Source organism: Bradyrhizobium sp. WBAH42 (assembly GCF_024585265.1).
GTDB lineage: Bacteria > Pseudomonadota > Alphaproteobacteria > Rhizobiales > Xanthobacteraceae > Bradyrhizobium.
On sequence record NZ_CP036533.1, the window covers coordinates 3,650,256 to 3,666,586 of the forward strand.

Here is a 16,331-nt window from a genome sequence, read left to right on the forward strand (position 1 = left end):
AAAGGCGCCCTTGCGCCGTGCCCACCATCTATCAATGATGATCGAAAGAATGCGTGGGCACGCTTCGCTTTGCCCACCCTGCAGGACTGAAGGGGACGTGAGGGGCGGCCGAGGAGGCGGTGCTCCCTCTCCCCTTGCGGGAGAGGGTGGATGCGCGAAGCGCAGCCGGGTGAGGGGTCTCTCTCCTCACGAACGTTGTCGCCGACGGAGAGAACCCCTCATCCGGCGCTTCGCGCCACCTTCTCCCGCAAGGGGAGAAGGAAGAAGGAGACCCATCATGGACTTTCAGCACTCCGCCCGTTCCTTGGAGCTCCAGGAGCGCGTCCGCCAGTTCATGCGCTCCCATGTCGAGCCTGTCGAGGATCTCTATTACGAGCAGGTCAAGCCGGAGGCCGCGCGCTACAGGACGCCGCCCGTGCTGCAGGAGTTGAAGCGGCTGGCGCGGGAGCAGGGGCTGTGGAATCTGTTCCTGTCCGGCGAGCACGGCCCGGGTCTGACCAACCTCGAATACGCGCCGGTGAAGGAGATCATGGGCCGCATCCTCTGGGCGCCTGAAGTCTTCAACTGCTCGGCGCCCGATGTCGGCAACATGGAGGTGCTCGCAAACTACGGCACCAAGACGCAGCAGGAGCGTTGGCTGAAGCCGCTTCTGGAGGGGCGGATCCGCTCCGGCTTCTCGATGACGGAGCCGCAGGTCGCCTCCAGCGACGCCACCAACATCCAGTGCGAGATCAAGCGCGACGGCGACGACTACGTCATCAACGGCCGCAAATGGTTCACCTCGGGCGCGATGAACGAGGATTGCGAGATCCTGATCGTGATGGGCAAGACTGCTCCGGACCATCCCGACCGCCACCGCCAGCAATCCATGATCCTGGTGCCGAAGAATACGCGTGGGGTGCGCATCGTACGCGACATGCTCACCTACGGCTATGACGATGCGCCGGTCGGCCATCCCGAGATCGTCTATGACGACGTCCGCGTGCCCGCCGAGAACATTTTGCTCGGCGAGGGCCGTGGCTTCGAGATCGCGCAAGGTCGGCTCGGCCCCGGCCGCATTCATCACTGCATGCGCCTGATCGGCTGCGCCCAGCGCGCGCTGGAATTGATGTGCCAGCGCGCGGTCTCGCGCGTCGCCTTCGGCAAGCCGCTCGCAGAGCAGGGCTCGGTGCGCGAGGACATCGCGCATTCCTTCTGCGAGATCTCACAGGCGCGGCTGCTCACCTTGCAGGCCGCCGACAGGATGGACCGCGAGGGCAACAAGGCCGCGCGCGATCTGATCGCCGCGGCCAAGATCGTGGTCCCCAGCATGGCCGCCCGCGTCATCGATCGTGCCATCCAGATCCATGGCGCCGCCGGCGTGTCGCAGGACACGTTCCTCGCGCGCGCTTACGTCTACGCCCGCTTCATCCGCATCGGCGACGGCCCGGACCAGGTGCACCTCGCCGCGGTGGGCAAGGAGCTGATCAGGCGCGGCGGGGTGATGGCGGGGTAGAGGTGACGTCCTGCGCCAGGATCTGCGCATAGAGGAATGCATTGGACCCGGGCAAGGATTGCGCTTTTCGCTTGTGGCCCATCTCGGACATAGGGACGCGGCTTCGGACATCGGATTGGTTGTCCATTCTCACTAGCTGTGTCGCCGCAAAGTGCTAGGCTTCGGACATGGATGGGCCTTTCCTCCGCGGTGCTCAATGAGACGACGCGAGTTCATGGGGCTGATCGGCGGCGCGGCGGCGACGTGGCCGCTCGGAGCGCGTGCGCAGCAACCGGCAAGGTGGCGCTACAGGGTAGGCTATCTCGCGAGCGCGTCGCGGGAGCAAACACTTCGTAATGTTGGAGCCTTCGAAGCGGGCCTGCGGAGCCTGGGCTACCGCGCTGGCGAGAATGTCGTCATCGAGTACCGCTTTGCCGACGGAGACATGGGGCGGCTGGCGGCGCTTGCCACAGAGGTGGTCGGGCTCGGCGTGGACGTCATCGTGTCCGGGACCAATGCGACCACGGTCGCAGCCATGAAGGCAACCCGGACGATCCCGATCGTGATGGCCAACAGTGCTGAGCCAGTCAGTGCCGGACTCGTCGCCAGTCTGGCGCGCCCGGGTGGCAATGTCACCGGGTTCAGCTCGGAGCCCGGCGATGAGATCAACGGCAAGCGGCTCGAATTTCTGAAGGACACTCTGCCGAACCTATCGCGTGTGGGCGTTCTGTGGAATCCGGACTTTGCGCCCAATCAGGACCGGCTGGCGTCGCTGCGGGAAGCTGCCCAAGCGCTGGGGTTGACGCTTGTCGCGGCCGAGGCGCGCGGCCCGGACATGCTTGAACAAGCGTTCGCGACAATGGTGAGGGAACGCGCTCAGGTGCTCGTCGTGTTGAGCGATGGAGTACTGTTCAACCACCGCGGTCTGGTTGGCGTCATGGCCGTCAGAAATCAGCTGCCTGCAATCTCTGCGGTGAGAGAATACGCGGAAGCGGGCTTCCTCTTGAGCTACGGGACTGATTTGCCAGATCAGTTTCGCCGGTCTGCAATCCTTGTCGACAAGATTCTCAAGGGTACGAAACCTGGCGATCTGCCGGTTGAACGGCCGATCAAGTACGAACTTGTTATAAACCTCCAGACCGCCAAGGCACTCGACATCAACATGCCACCGACCCTGCTGACGCGGGCCGATGTAGTGATCGAGTAGGCACTTGATGTCGCTTATTGGCCCTCCGCGTCAGTTGGCGCGGAGCTGCAACATGCCCGTAGCCGTGGGCGAGCCGGAATTGTCGGGATCAGGTACACCGGCGCGATGAATTTCTGGCGAACATCCCGGGATCGTTGCCCATATGCTAGACTGCCGATAGCGAGGATTTGCAAGGTCGCAGCGGCATGAGACGGCGCGAGTTCATCAAGGCCTTCGGCAGCGCGGCGCTCGCGTTTCCGCTTCCGGCTCGGGCGCAAAAATCCGCGATACCGGTGCTTGGCTCTCTGAATCGCCCGAGCCCGGGGACGGAGGCGTTCGGCACCGCGTTCCGTCGCGGTCTCAAGCAGATGGGATTTGTCGAAGGCCAGAACCTTCTGATTGAAGGGCGTTGGCCCAACCCCAACGAAGACTTGCGAGAGGCCGCGGCCGAGCTCGTGCGGAAGCAGGTCGCCGTGATCTTTACGGCCGACAATGGCGGAGCGCTGGCCGCCAAGGCGGCGACCTCGCAAATTCCGATCGTGTTTGTCGTGGGTCTAGATCCCGTTGCCATGGGTCTCGTCGCCACCATCAACCGCCCAGGCGGCAACGCCACGGGCGTATCGTTCCAGGTGAGTGCATTGGAGCCGAAGCGGTTCGAATTGCTGCGTGCACTATTGCCGGCGGCTTCCCTGATCGGAGTGCTGGTCAACCCGGACAATCCGAACGCGGATCCAAGTGCCGTGCGCCTGGCCGCATCTGCCTCGGGGCTGCAGCTGCTCGTTATGGAAGCTCGCAGTCTCGCCGAGGTGGAAAGCGCATTCGCGCAACTGGTTCAACGCGGAGCGAATGCGCTGCTCGTGACCTCCGATCGCCTGTTCAATCTGGAGCGTCGTCAGCTGGTGGATTTCGCGGCGCGAGCCGGCATTCCGACCATCTACCCTTGGCGCGACTTTGCCGATGCTGGCGGCCTGATGAGCTATGGTAACAGTCTCACGGACGCTTTTCGGCAGGGCGGGCTGTATGTTGGCCGCATCCTCAGGGGTGACAAGCCGGCCAGTCTGCCCATCTGGCAGCCCACCAGGTTCGAGTTCGTGATCAACCTCAAAACGGCAAAGGCAATGGGCCTCGACATCCCGCCGGCTCTGCTGGCGTTTGCCGACGAGGTGATCGAGTGATCGTCTCACGATCGTCGAACCGCTTGGGGGTGATGCAGCGCTTCAGATCACTGTAGCACAATAGTAACCAATACTGGCCGAGAGTGACCCTGCACGCCATGGCAGGTTCACCCAGGTGAAAGAGCATAGATCGCTTTCGCGCGAGATAACGTCTGCGGCCGACGTCGCGGGCAGCGCTCGCGCCCCCGATATGCCGGCAAGCCGTTTCCGCATGAGCCTGCGTTGGCTGATCGTCGCGGCGCTCCTCCTGGCCGCCTTGCTCGTCCAGATCCCCATCGTTCTGAACCCGGATTTGGCCTGTCTGCTGACGGAAGGCGAGCAGGTCCTGGATGGGCGCAAGCCCGGCGTCGACCTCCTGGAGCTGAATCCGCCCCTGTCGGTCTATCTGTACATGCCGGCATCGATGCTGGCGCGAACGACCGGCATTGCGCCTGAGCTCATCGTGATCATCCTGATCCTGGTCGAAATCGTCGTCGCGCTTCTGATCATTGATCGTGCCGCTGCGGCAGCGAGGCTGGGGGCTGACGAGCGGATCGTCGCAACCTGCCTGTTCGCGTTCTTGTTCGCGATACTTCCGAGCGGCGTCTTCGGACAGCGTGAGCACATCGCCGTCATTGCGCTGACCCCTTTCGTCGCCGTCACGGCGATCCGCTGGCGCGGCCTCAGCCCCGGACCGGTGGCGGTCGTGGCAGGACTTGGCGCCGGGCTGGCCTTGAGCATCAAGCCCCACCTCGCCCTGGTAATAGGGCTTCCGGTCGTCCTTGCGGTCTTCCGCCAGCGCTCGCTCAGGCCGTTGTTCTCTCCGGAAGCGATGACGGCGGCTGCTGTCGTCATCGGCTACGGAGCGATCCTCGTCATCGTCTTCCCCGCTTATCTGTTCGACTATGCGCCGATGGTCTCTGCCGCTTATCTGCCGCTGCGGATGAATCTGGGCGATCTGCTGTCCTTCCCGGCCACGGTGATGGCCGGATCCATCGTGTTTCTCGGCCTGCTGGCCCCGCACGAGTTCAAGATCGGGGGCAACGCGACCCCGTGGCTGGCCGCAGCCGTCGGCGGAGCTGCGAGTTTCGTTCTCCAGGGCAAGCATTGGACCTACACGGCGTTTGCGCTCTGCGTCTTTGCGATTGCCGCGCCGCTGCTCCATGCGCGCGTGAGGACGATGCGGATACCGGTCATGATCGCCGGCCTTGCGGCCGTTGCGCTCATCGCCTACTGCCTGTCTTTGCAGGTCCGGCCGTTTCCGCCGCTCAAGGAGCGCATCCAGGCTCTCGCAACGCATCCGCGGCTGATCACGATCGGCGATCACATCGCGCTGGGGCATCCGCTCGTCCGTGAGGTCAACGGGACCTGGGTGGGCAGCTCCTGCGTGCAGCTATTGGCGGCCGGCGCGATGATGCTCCAGAAGACGACGCAACTAACCCAAGGCGAGCGCGCAAGACTGGACAGCATCATCGATTTCGAGCGACGGCACTTGCTCGCGGACCTGCGCGCCGGTCGACCGGATGTGATCCTCGTGGATACCCAGCTGCTGAGCGCGGTCCCGTTCGACTGGCTGGCCTGGGCGAGGTCCGATCCCGAGATCGAGGCGGAGCTAAGTCGCTACCGCGAGGTCGAAGATGCCGACGGCCGCGTCCGGATCCTGGTCGCTCGATCGGGTTCGGAGCGGTAACAACCCGTTCGGTCGTGCGCCGGCCGCGGCACGGGCGCCACGCTCGCCATGCTGACATCATGCCAGTGTTTTGCCCGACGAGTCAAAATCGGTTCGTAAAAACAGCAGGCTTTCACGTCGGCCGCCAAGCCATTGAAAAGCTTGGCCCCGTCTACTGTGCATGGGGTTGTTTTTCAGTTTTTGTTGGAGCGACCGCTTTCGCCGCGGTGGTCCAGCCGCTACCCCGCCTTGGCGATGCGGCCGTCCGCCGACCCCGCGCGCAGGTTCTGGAAGAACGTCTCCACCTCCCGCGACAGCGTCTGCGCCGTCTCGGTCAGGCTGCTGGCTGCGGTCAGCACCGAAGCCGCCGCCGTATCGGTCTCGCCGATGGCATCGCGCAGCGAGGTGATGTTCGCCACCAGCGTCTCGTTGCCCTGCGCGGCGCTTTGCGCATTGGAGGAGATCTCGCGCGTGGCCTGGTCCTGCTGACTGACGGCGCCGGCAATCGCGGACGTGACCTCGTTGATCTCGCGCACCGCGCCGCCGATCTCGCGCACGGCGTCGACCGCGTTGCGGGTCGAGGCCTGGATCATCGCGACGTTCTCGCTGATCTCGGCGGTGGCCTTGGCGGTCTGGCCTGCGAGCGCCTTCACCTCGTGGGCGACGACGGCAAAGCCGCGGCCGGCATCGCCGGCGCGCGCCGCCTCGATGGTGGCGTTCAGCGCGAGCAAATTGGTCTGCTCGGCGATCGCCTGGATCAAATTGAGCACGCCGTCGATGCGTTGGGTGGCCGCAGCGAGGCTCTCGATCTCGGAGATCGACTTCTCGGTGCGCTGGCCGGTCTGCTCGACCGCGCCGGCGCTCTGCCGCACCTGGCGGCCGATTTCCACCACCGAGGCCGAAAGCTCCTCGGCCGCGCCCGCGACCGCCGTGACGTTGTGCGAGGCCTGCTCGGTGGCGTTCGCCGCGCTGCCGGCGCGGCTGCTCGCATCCGCAGTGACCCGCGTGATGGTCTGCGCGGTCTCGCGCATGACGGAGGCATTGTCGCTGAGGCCGCGCATGATCGCGCCGATCGCCTCGCGAAATTGCTCGACGGACCGCTCGACGTGGCGGGCGCGCTCCTCGCGCGCGGCGGCGTCTTGCGATACTTGCGAGGCGAGGTTGCGGTTGCGCCCCATCGCGTCCTGGAAGACCTGGATGGCGCGGGCCAGCGCGCCGATCTCGTCGGCGCGGTTGGAGTGCGGGACCGCGACATTTTCGGCGCCGTCGGCGACCTGCTTGATGGTGGCCGTGATCGCGGCGAGCGGCCGGGCGATCGAGCGGGCGATGATGACGATGCCGACGACGACGAGGGCGAGCGCGACGCCGCCGAGGCAGGTGAGGATGAACGAAAATGTGCGGTTGGTCTCGGTCTGCTGCGCGATCTGCCTGGCGCGCTCGGCATAGACCTTGGACAGCGCCTCGAGGTCCTTGTTCAGCGCCGAGCGCACGCTGCGATTGGCGTCGTTGTCGCCCCATTCGCGGCCCGCGGCCGCATTGATCTCGACGCCGCGGCGCACCAGCTCCTTGCGGAACTCGACGAACTGCTCGATGCGCTTCTTGAACGTCGCGAACTGCTCGGCATCGTCGGCCTTGACGATGGTCTCCCAGCGCTTCACGACGTCGAGGATCTGGGCGTTGAACTTGAGCAGGCCGTCACCGTATTTCTTCACCACGGCCGGCTCGGTCGACATGTAGACGCCGCGCGATTCCATCACCACCGCATAGACCAGCGAGTTGACCCGCTCGACGTTCAGCGCGGCGGCATTGGCAGTCTCGATCGCGCCTGCGAGGTCGGCGCTGCGGCGGCTGTTGTAGTCCGACAATATCGCGATCGCCGCCGTGAGCAGCGCGAACAGCGCGAAGATCGCATAGAGCTTGCCAGCAAGCGTGAAGCGGCCTGCCGGCTTGGCGGCATTCCCAGATCGGTCGGATGTCATGATGTTCAGGGGCCCGGATTGGCCTGGAGCGGCCGGTGAGCGGGGTTGGGTAAAATTGATGCAAAACTATGCGGAACGAAGATGGATACGGCGTTAACGCAGCTCCTGGCCGCCTCCGTCCTTGGTCGAAGGAAAGGCAAGCCATTTCAGCGTCTTGATCCCTGGGTTTAGTTTCAGGATAGTCTTTCGGGATAAGTCCTGGAGTCGGCCGTTGGCCGAGCAACCCCGGAGAGACCCTTGGTCTACCGCCACAGCATCGACGCCACGACCTACAGCTTCCCAGATCTGCGCGAGCTGCTCGCCAAGGCGACACCCCCGCGCTCCGGCGATCGGCTGGCCGGAATTGCCGCTGCCAGCTCCGAGCAAATGATCGCAGCACGGATGGCGCTCGCCGATGTGCCGCTCGGCCAATTCCTGCAGGAAGCCGTCATTCCCTACGAGGCCGACGAGGTCACCCGCCTCGTCATCGACAGCCATGACGCCAAGGCGTTTGCGCCGGTGGCATCGCTGACGGTCGGCGCCTTCCGCGACTGGCTGCTGTCGGACGCCGCAACGCCCGACGTGTTGAAGCGGCTGGCGCCCGGCATCACCCCCGAGATGGCGGCCGCGGTGTCGAAGCTGATGCGCAACCAGGATCTGATCCTGGTGGCGCGGAAATGCGAGGTCACCACCGCCTTTCGCAACACCATCGGCCTGAAGGGACGGATGAGCACACGCCTGCAGCCGAACCACCCCTTCGACGATGCCAGGGGCATCACTGCCTCGATCCTCGACGGCATCCTGCTGGGGGCGGGCGATGCCTGCATCGGCATCAATCCCGCCAGCGACGATCCCGCAATCATCGGGCAATTGCTGCGGCTGCTCGACGAGATCATCGCGCGGCTGCAAATCCCGACGCAGGGCTGCGTCCTGACCCATGTCACGACGACGCTGTCACTGATCGGGCAGGGCGTGCCGGTCGACCTCGTCTTCCAATCGGTCGCAGGCACCGAGGCTGCCAACCGCAGCTTCGGCATCGACCTTGCGCTTCTGAAGGAGGCGCACGAGGCGGGGCGATCGCTGCGGCGCGGCGCCGAAGGGCAGAACGTGATGTATTTCGAGACCGGCCAGGGCTCGGCGCTGTCGGCGGGCGCCCATCACGGCGTCGACCAGCAGACCTGCGAGGCGCGCGCCTATGCGGTCGCCCGCGCCTTCGCCCCGCTGCTGGTCAACAGCGTGGTCGGCTTCATCGGCCCGGAATATCTCTATGACGGCAAGGAAATCATCCGCGCCGGGCTGGAGGATCATTTCTGCGGCAAGCTGCTCGGCCTGCCCCTCGGGGTCGACATCTGCTACACCAACCACGCCGAGGCAGATCAGGACGACATGGACAATCTGCTGACGCTGCTCGCCGCCGCCGGCGTCACCTTCATCATGGGCGTTCCCGGTGCCGACGACGTCATGCTGAACTACCAGTCGACGTCTTTTCACGACGCGCTCTATGTCCGGGACGTCTTTGGTTTGCGCCGCGCGCCGGAATTCGACGATTGGCTGGCGCGGTCGGGCATCACCGGCGGCGATTTCCGGATTGCGGCCGATGCAGGCCTGCTGCCCGATTTTGCCTCGCGTCTGATCGCGTAAGGCGGCACTAAGCGTCAAACTTTCTCCTTTGGGGAAACCGTCGGCGCTGCCCGGAATTGTGCTTGTGCCACAATGTTGAGAAATTCCGGCGACAGCATTACGCTATGTGTCTGGCTGGCAATTTCCGCAACCAGGTCGTGGCGGGGGAGCTTTGATGCGAGCTGAAAGTAACGGAACGTCCCGGCGGATTCTCTGCGTGTTTCCGCGCTACACCTCGTCCTTCGGCACGTTCGAGCATTCCTATCCCCTGACCGATGGCGTCCGCGCCTTCATGCCGCCGCAGGGGCTGTTGCTGATCTCCGCCTATCTGCCGCATGACTGGCAGGTCAAATTCGTCGACGAGAACCTCCGCCGCACCACGAGGGAGGAGTTCGAATGGGCGGAAGCCGTCTTCGTCAGCGGCATGCACATCCAGCGCCAGCAGATGAACGACATCTGCCGCCGCGCGCATGAGTTCGATCTGCCGGTCGCGCTCGGCGGTCCCTCCGTCAGCGCCTGCCCCGACTATTATCCGTCCTTCGACTATCTGCATGTCGGCGAGCTGGGCGATGCCACCAACCAGCTGATCGAGATCCTGTCGCGCGACACCTCGCGTCCCGAGGCTCAGGTGGTGCTGACCACCAAGGACCGCGTGCCGATGACGGAGTTTCCGATCCCGGCCTATGAGCTCGCCGAGGTCAAGAAATACTTCCTCGGCAGCATCCAATATTCCAGCGGCTGTCCCTATCAGTGCGAGTTCTGCGACATCCCCGGCCTTTACGGCCGCAATCCACGCATCAAGACGCCGCAGCAGATCATCGCCGAGCTCGACCGCCTGCGCGAATGCGGTATGACCGACACGGTCTATTTCGTCGACGACAATTTCATCGGCAACCGCAAGGCGGCCATGGACCTGCTGCCGCATCTGATCGAGTGGCAGAAGCGGACCGGCTATGTCGTCCGGCTGGCGTGCGAAGCCACGCTCAACATCGCCAAGCGCCCCGAGATCCTCGAGAAGATGCGCGAGGCCTATTTCATCACCATCTTCTGCGGCATCGAGACGCCCGATCCTGACGCGCTGAAGGCGATGCAGAAGGACCACAACATGATGGTCCCGATCCTGGAGGGCGTGCGCACCATCAACTCCTACGGCATGGAGGTGGTCTCGGGCATCATCATGGGGCTCGACACCGACAAGCCGAACACCTCGGAGGCTTTGCTCGCCTTCGTCGAGGAGTCCCGGATTCCGCTGCTCACCATCAACCTGTTGCAGGCGCTGCCGAAGACGCCGCTATGGGACCGGCTGGAGCGCGAGGGGCGCCTGGTCGATGACGACAGCCGCGATTCAAACGTCGACTTCCTGTTGCCCTATGACGAGGTCGTCGCGTCCTGGAAGCACGCCATGGCGGTCGCTTACGCGCCCGAGAAGGTTTACGCGCGCTTTCAGCATCAATGCGACAACGTCTATGTGCACCGCCTGAAGATGCCGGTGCCGGACGAGATGAAGACCTGGCGGAACATCCGGCGCGGCCTCGTCATGCTGCGCAACATCTTCTGGAAGGTCGGCGTGCTCGGCGACTACAAGCGCGTATTCTGGAAGTTCGCGCTGGGGCGCATCAAGCGAGGCGATCTCGAAGGCCTGATCGGCTGCACGCTGATCGCGCACCACCTCATCACCTTTGCGCGGGCGGCCTCCAGCGGCAAGCAGAACGCTTCGAACTATTCGATCCGGCTGCGCGAAGCCGCGGTTCCCGCCGAATGATGCCGCATGTCTGATCCGGCCCCGCCGCGCCGCCCCGTCCTCGATCTGCGGGCGTTCACGCCGGCGCGCGTCGCGCTCGGGCGCAGCGGCGCGAGCCTGCCGACGAAGGCGCTGCTCGATTTCACGCTGGACCATGCCCGTGCGCGCGATGCCGTGCATGCGGCCTTCGATACGCCGCGTCTAATCGCCGATCTCGACGCGCTCGGTCTTGCGGTGACCGAGGTGAGGAGCCGGGCGGTCGATCGCAGCGACTATCTGCGGCGGCCGGATCTGGGACGACAGCTCGAGCCCGACTCGGCGCAGCGTCTGGCACGAAGCGTCTCGGCGCCGTGCCAGCTCGCTGTCGTGATCGGAGACGGCCTGTCCGCAGCGGCGGTCCACAGCCATGCGGCGATCGTGGTAGGGCGCCTGTTGCAATTGCTTGCCGAGGGCGATGCTGTTGCGGTCGGCCATGTCGTCGTCGCCTCGGGCGCGCGCGTTGCGCTCGGCGACGAGATCGGCGCCATTCTCGGCGCGCGCATGGTTTTGATGCTGATCGGCGAGCGGCCCGGCCTGTCCGCGCCCGACAGCCTCGGCGCTTATCTGACCTTCGCGCCGCAGCCCGGCCGCACCGATGCCGAGCGCAATTGCGTCTCGAACATCCACCACGCCGGGTTGAGCCATGACGAAGCGGCGTTCAAGATCGCCTGGCTGGTTCGCGAGGGGCTGGCCCGGGAGGTCACCGGCGTCGCGTTGAAGGACGAGAGCGCAGATCGCGCGCCGCGCCAAATTGGCACATTCTCGCCGGGATAACCGGGGACCGGGCCCGAAATCGCCGCATCTTGATCGATTTGCCCACACTTCGCCTGCTTGCGAGAGGGGTGACTGACCTGCTAAACCCCCTCGCGGCGATTTTCCGCGCATTTTCAAGGGGCAAGCCTCCCATTGGTATGGCGTTTTCAAGCCGTTCGCGGGGCGCAATAAGCTCACAGGCCGAGCCGATTTAGGAACTGGACAAGGCATGCTCGAAAAGCACAGCGAGAGTGAGGTTCATGTCGACAAGGTCGAGCAGGGACCTGCGTCCTCCATCGCCTTCGGGCTGGAGCGTCTCGGGCTGATCGCCGTCCGGGCCCCGATCGTCTCCTGCATCGTCCTGCTCGCGCTGATTGTCGGCGCGGTGTTCGGCATCTACCGGATCAAGATCGACGATTCGCTGTCGCAGCTGTTCCGCTCCGACAGCCGGGAATTCCGCCAGTATGAAGAGGTGACCAAGAAGTTCCCGGCGGAGGAGTTCGACGTCCTCGTCGTGGTCGAGGGCAAGGCCCTGCTGGAGCGGAACAACCTGGAGAAGCTGCGCGACTTCGTCACCGACTTGCAGCTGGTCGAAGGCACGCGCGGCCTCGTCTCGCTGTTCTCGGCGCGCCAGGCGCCGGCCCCGGGGAAGCTGCCGGCGGCGCTGTTCCCGGCCGAGCTGCCCGAGGGCGCGGCCTATGACAAGTTCATCGAGACCGTCAAGAACAACGAGATCATCCGCGGCAAGCTGTTGTCCGAGGACGGCACGCTGGCGCTGATCGTGCTGTCGCTCGATCCCGAAGTGGTCGGCTCCAACAAGCTGACCAAGACCGTCGGCGACATCCGCGCGCTGATGAAGGAAGATCTCGGCGACACCGGGCTCAACGTCCAGCTCTCCGGCGTGCCGGTGATGCAACTCGAGATCCGCAACGCGGTCGAGCGCGACGGGCTGACCTACAACATCCTCGGCATTCTCGCCGGCTGCATCATCGCCATCATCTTCTTCCGCAAGATCTCGTTCATGATCGCGGCGGCATTCCCGCCGATGATCGCGATTCTGCTGGCGCTCGGCGCGCTCGGCTGGGCCAATTTCAACCTCAACATGTTCCTGAACGTGATGACGCCGCTCATCATGGTCATCAGCTTCTCGGACTCGATGCAGCTGACCTTCGCCGCGCGCGACCGGCTGATCGCTGGTCAGGACAAGTTCACCGCGTTCAAGAACGCGGTGCTGGTGGTGGGGCCGGCCTGCGTGCTGACGCACGGCACCGCCGGCATCTCCTTCATCGCGCTGCAATTCTCCGACTCCGACCTGATCCGCAAGTTCGGCGAGGCTGGGCTTGCCGCCACCATCATCGCGCTGGTCGCGGTGCTGTCGCTGGTGCCCGTTTTCGGCGTGCTGTTCGTGCGCAACGAGAAGGTCTTCGCGGTCAAGTTCCAGGGGGCCGATGCCGGCGTCCAGGCGCTGCGCAATTTCTGCTACTGGATCGCGGTCCGCATGGTCGGCCGGCCCGGCCTGTTCAGCCTGATCGCGGTGCTGTTCGTCGGCGGCCTCGGCGTCATCTATGCCAATCTGGAGCCGCGCTACCGGCTCGCCGACCAGGTGCCGGACAAGCGCCAGGCGGTCGCCGCCAGCGACCGGCTCGACGCCAAGCTCACCGGCGCCAATCCGGTCAACGTGCTGATCGTGTTCCCCAAGGGTGAAACGCTCTATTCACCGCAGACGCTCCAGACCATCGCTGAAGTCCACGCGACGGTCGAGAAGGCCGCGGGCGTCGGCAACGTCTGGTCGCTGGAGACGCTGCGCCGCTGGCTGGCGGAAAAGGCCGGCAGTGCCGACGTCGCGACGCTGAAGGAATATGTCAGCGTCATTCCCGAGCATCTGGTGCGTCGCTTCATCGACGCCGAGCAGGACGCCGTCGTGGTCGCCGGCCGCGTGCCGGACAAGGATTCCAGCCAGCTCCTGCCGATCGTCGACAAGCTCGATACCGAGCTCGATGCTGTCCGCAAGAAGCATCCGGGATACGAGGTCGCGGTGACGGGTCTCGCTGCGATTGCGGCGCGCAACTCGGCCAGCATGATCGAGAAGCTGAACCGCGGCCTCACCGTCGAATTCGCGCTGGTCGCGATCTTCATCGGCCTTGCCTTCCGCTCCTGGGTCGTGATGTTCGCCTGCATCCTGCCGGGCATCTTCCCGGTGGTGATGTCGGGAACGGTGCTGTGGGCGATGGGCGAGGGACTGCAATTCGCCAGCGTCGTCGCGCTCACGGTCTCGTTCGGCCTGGGGCTGAGCGCCACCATCCACTTCCTCAATCGCCTGAGGCTCGAGAGCAAGCCGGGCGTCGGCTCCGCGCTCGCGGTGGAGCGGGCGACCGTGCTGGTGGGACCTGCGCTGATCCTGACCACGGTGGTCTTGGCCTGCGGCCTCGTCGTCACCGTGTTCTCCGACCTGCCGTCGCTGCGGCTGTTCGGCTGGCTCAGCGCCTTCTCGATGGTAATGGCGCTGGTCGCCGACCTCTTCATCCTCCGGCCGACGGCGATGTGGCTGATCAACCTGCACGACAAGCTGCAGGGCACGGATAAGCCGGCGATCTGAGTCTGGGGCGGCAGACGCCGCCTCGCGCTCACGCCTCGACGCGGACGATTCCGTAGGGGTTGAACTTGAAGTCGTCCTCGGCGTAGTCCTGCTCCCGCGACAGCGTCAGCTTGCGGTCGCGCAACGTCGCCTCGACGCCGTGCTCGGCCATGGCGTTGGCGATCTCTTCCATCAGCATCACCGCGGACCATTCGTTGCCGCGCGATTTCGCGACATAGACCTCCGGCAGGCCGACGAGGTGATAGCCGACGGTCTCGTAGTAGCGGTCGCCGGCGAGCGGGCGCTTGGCGAAGGCAAGACGACAGGCCTTGGTGACGGCGGGGGTCATGCGCAGGCCCTGGCTGGTGATGGAGCCCTTGCGCGCCTGGTCCATGAGACTTCGCCACCGCGCGAGGCCGTGGGCGACGCCGGCGCTTTCGCCTTTTGCGGCAACGGCGCCCGCGTCGAACATCTCGTCCACGATCTGCAGCGCGGCGGCCGAGTAGGCGGCCGTCTTCTGCTGAGCCATCGGCGGGCTCCGCAGGTAGAGGACCGATTTGTGGTTGGCCACGGCCGCTTCGTCGGACGCGGACCATGCCTTCGGGAAGACGCGGTCCCAGCACACGCCGAACGACCGCTCCATGCGCGGATCGGGCTTTCCTTGCGAATAGGTGCGGTCGATCTCGAAGCCGAAATCGGCAATCGTTTTGGCCACCGCCTTCGGCGGATGCAGCAGGCTTTCATTCTTGCCGAGGAAGCAGAGCACGTGACGCGGCTTCACGGACGAAGACTGCATGTTCGCTTCCTGCTGATCACCGGCGAAGGCGCGGCTGGCCACGAACAGGCCGGCGGCTTTCAGCAGATGTCTGCGGATCGGGTCCATCTCAGCAAATCCAGCCGCGCAAGTTCATGTCAGCAAAAAGCCCCCGGCTCGCAGAACCGGGGGCATGTTCCTCGTTGCGGGCAAGAGCCTTCAGCCCTTCGTCATGGTGATGTTGACGCCGCGGATCTCGCCCTTGGACGAGATCTGCACGGTCTGCTTGGTGCCGTTGGTGCGCAGCGACAGATTGGCGGCAAAGCCGTTGGCCTCGACGAAGACCTCGATCTGGCCGCCACCGGCGGTGCCCTGGAGGTTGCCGAAGATGTTGCGGCTGGACTCGCTCCAATTGCCGGAGATGCGGTCGCCCTGGCTCGTCACGTCGCTGGTCAGGTCGAACTTGTAGCTGTCGGAGGCGCAGTGCAGCGCCTGCTTCAGACTGAGGCCGCTGCCGGCGACCTTGTAATCCGCCTTGCAGCGGATGCGCTCGGTGGAGCCGTCGGACAACGACACCGTGCCGGTGCCGCTCCATGCGCCGTCGAAACCGGCGAACGGTCCGGACGACTGAGCATGGCTTGCCGTAACCGAAAAGAGCAGCGCCGCCCCGATGCCGGCCGCCGTGATTGCCAGTCCAGATCGCCCAAAGAATTTCATCGCAAATATCCCGTTTTGGAACGACGTTCGCTCATCATTGAGAACGTCTCGCCACATCGAAAGTTTAGTGCTCCGAGCAAGTCGCAGGTTCAAAGCCCGGCGGCCAGAGACGGCGGTTCACGCAGCCCCGCCGCGCTTCAGGGCCGCGATTTGCCGCGTTTCGGCATGTTTGCGGCGACCAAGGGGGGGCGAAGAGATGCAGCGCGGCAACAGGTCTGCATTAAAACGCAATGCTTCCGAATTATGATGTAGGATCAAACCCTTACATCTGCGATTGAAAATGCGGGGAAGACCTGTTCGGCGGGTGCGGCGCCAATTTGGCCGCATTTGCCAGTGCTTGTGCCTTCTCTGAGGCCGCTACAAGCGGCGACTTGCCATCAGAACAATCCGTTCCGGTCATCCGCCCTGTGCAGTCCGGGATCGGTGCGATTCTGCCGTCAGAATGAAGGAATACAATGCGTAATCTTCTCGTCGCTCTCACCCTGCTGTCGGCCTCCCTTTCGACAGCGGCGTTCGCCCAGCAAGGGCGAGGCACGGACGCCGAGCAGAAGGCCTGCACCCGCGATGTGCAGAAGTTCTGCCGTCCGGTCATCGACCAGGGCGATTTCACGATCCTGGCCTGCCTCAAGGAGAACCGGGCCAAGATCTCGCAGGCCTGCGACCAGGTCCTGAAGAACCACAATCAATAAAC

The 16,331-nt window shown here is 64.7% G+C and carries 12 protein-coding genes; 9 read left to right on the forward strand and 3 right to left on the reverse strand.

The window, feature by feature from the left end:
* The first annotated feature begins 277 nt into the window (after positions 1 to 277).
* From DCG74_RS17040 to DCG74_RS17055, 4 genes are all read left to right on the forward strand, one after another.
* On the forward strand, positions 278 to 1,495 hold the full coding sequence (locus DCG74_RS17040) for an acyl-CoA dehydrogenase family protein (protein WP_172784113.1): 1,218 nt from the start codon (positions 278 to 280) through the stop codon (positions 1,493 to 1,495).
* 214 nt (positions 1,496 to 1,709) lie between these two features.
* Complete coding sequence (locus DCG74_RS17045) at positions 1,710 to 2,681, forward strand: ABC transporter substrate-binding protein (protein WP_172784114.1); 972 nt, start codon at positions 1,710 to 1,712, stop codon at positions 2,679 to 2,681.
* Positions 2,682 to 2,866: 185 nt separating this feature from the next.
* A complete protein-coding gene (locus DCG74_RS17050) occupies positions 2,867 to 3,835 on the forward strand; it encodes an ABC transporter substrate-binding protein (protein ID WP_172784115.1) in 969 nt (322 codons plus the stop codon).
* A gap of 211 nt (positions 3,836 to 4,046) precedes the next feature.
* On the forward strand, positions 4,047 to 5,504 hold the full coding sequence (locus DCG74_RS17055; protein WP_172784116.1) for a hypothetical protein: 1,458 nt from the start codon (positions 4,047 to 4,049) through the stop codon (positions 5,502 to 5,504).
* 218 nt (positions 5,505 to 5,722) lie between these two features.
* Here DCG74_RS17055 and DCG74_RS17060 read toward each other — a convergent pair whose 3' ends face one another.
* Positions 5,723 to 7,462 (reverse strand): methyl-accepting chemotaxis protein, encoded by a 1,740-nt coding sequence (locus tag DCG74_RS17060; RefSeq protein ID WP_172784117.1) that lies wholly within the window; start codon positions 7,460 to 7,462, stop codon positions 5,723 to 5,725.
* 237 nt (positions 7,463 to 7,699) lie between these two features.
* On the opposite strand from DCG74_RS17060, the gene DCG74_RS17065 reads away from it, so the two are divergent.
* The 4 genes from DCG74_RS17065 to DCG74_RS17080 all read left to right on the forward strand — a co-directional run bounded on the left by DCG74_RS17065 (position 7,700) and on the right by DCG74_RS17080 (position 14,190).
* Complete coding sequence (locus DCG74_RS17065; protein ID WP_172784118.1) at positions 7,700 to 9,082, forward strand: ethanolamine ammonia-lyase subunit EutB; 1,383 nt, start codon at positions 7,700 to 7,702, stop codon at positions 9,080 to 9,082.
* A gap of 154 nt (positions 9,083 to 9,236) precedes the next feature.
* Positions 9,237 to 10,823 carry a B12-binding domain-containing radical SAM protein gene (locus DCG74_RS17070; protein ID WP_172784119.1) on the forward strand — a complete coding sequence of 529 codons (1,587 nt, stop codon included), beginning with the start codon at positions 9,237 to 9,239 and terminating at the stop codon, positions 10,821 to 10,823.
* A 6-nt stretch (positions 10,824 to 10,829) separates the two neighbouring features.
* The gene (gene eutC, locus DCG74_RS17075; protein ID WP_172784120.1) at positions 10,830 to 11,615 is read left to right on the forward strand and encodes an ethanolamine ammonia-lyase subunit EutC; all 786 of its coding nucleotides are present in this window, start codon (positions 10,830 to 10,832) and stop codon (positions 11,613 to 11,615) included.
* 208 nt (positions 11,616 to 11,823) lie between these two features.
* A complete protein-coding gene (locus DCG74_RS17080; protein ID WP_172784121.1) occupies positions 11,824 to 14,190 on the forward strand; it encodes an RND family transporter in 2,367 nt (788 codons plus the stop codon).
* 28 nt (positions 14,191 to 14,218) lie between these two features.
* On the opposite strand, the gene DCG74_RS17085 is transcribed toward DCG74_RS17080, so the two are convergent.
* Positions 14,219 to 15,052 carry a hypothetical protein gene (locus tag DCG74_RS17085; protein ID WP_172784122.1) on the reverse strand — a complete coding sequence of 278 codons (834 nt, stop codon included), beginning with the start codon at positions 15,050 to 15,052 and terminating at the stop codon, positions 14,219 to 14,221.
* Between the two features lie 90 nt (positions 15,053 to 15,142).
* The gene (locus DCG74_RS17090; RefSeq protein WP_172784123.1) at positions 15,143 to 15,640 is read right to left on the reverse strand and encodes a hypothetical protein; all 498 of its coding nucleotides are present in this window, start codon (positions 15,638 to 15,640) and stop codon (positions 15,143 to 15,145) included.
* A 455-nt stretch (positions 15,641 to 16,095) separates the two neighbouring features.
* On the opposite strand from DCG74_RS17090, the gene DCG74_RS17095 reads away from it, so the two are divergent.
* Entirely contained in the window at positions 16,096 to 16,329 is a 234-nt protein-coding gene (locus tag DCG74_RS17095) for a hypothetical protein (protein WP_025035011.1), read from the forward strand.
* Positions 16,330 to 16,331: the final 2 nt, after the last annotated feature.

Bases quoted from the DNA above. Each gene is read 5' to 3' on its own strand.
- DCG74_RS17040 (WP_172784113.1), top strand. From the start codon at position 278: ATGGACTTTCAGCACTCCGCCCGTTCCTTGGAGCTCCAGGAGCGCGTC.
- DCG74_RS17045 (WP_172784114.1), top strand. From the start codon at position 1,710: ATGGGGCTGATCGGCGGCGCGGCGGCGACGTGGCCGCTCGGAGCGCGT.
- DCG74_RS17050 (WP_172784115.1), top strand. From the start codon at position 2,867: ATGAGACGGCGCGAGTTCATCAAGGCCTTCGGCAGCGCGGCGCTCGCG.
- DCG74_RS17055 (WP_172784116.1), top strand. From the start codon at position 4,047: ATGAGCCTGCGTTGGCTGATCGTCGCGGCGCTCCTCCTGGCCGCCTTG.
- DCG74_RS17060 (WP_172784117.1), bottom strand. From the start codon at position 7,462: ATGACATCCGACCGATCTGGGAATGCCGCCAAGCCGGCAGGCCGCTTC.
- DCG74_RS17070 (WP_172784119.1), top strand. From the start codon at position 9,237: ATGCGAGCTGAAAGTAACGGAACGTCCCGGCGGATTCTCTGCGTGTTT.
- eutC (WP_172784120.1), top strand. From the start codon at position 10,830: ATGTCTGATCCGGCCCCGCCGCGCCGCCCCGTCCTCGATCTGCGGGCG.
- DCG74_RS17080 (WP_172784121.1), top strand. From the start codon at position 11,824: ATGCTCGAAAAGCACAGCGAGAGTGAGGTTCATGTCGACAAGGTCGAG.
- DCG74_RS17085 (WP_172784122.1), bottom strand. From the start codon at position 15,052: ATGGACCCGATCCGCAGACATCTGCTGAAAGCCGCCGGCCTGTTCGTG.
- DCG74_RS17090 (WP_172784123.1), bottom strand. From the start codon at position 15,640: ATGAAATTCTTTGGGCGATCTGGACTGGCAATCACGGCGGCCGGCATC.
- DCG74_RS17095 (WP_025035011.1), top strand. From the start codon at position 16,096: ATGCGTAATCTTCTCGTCGCTCTCACCCTGCTGTCGGCCTCCCTTTCG.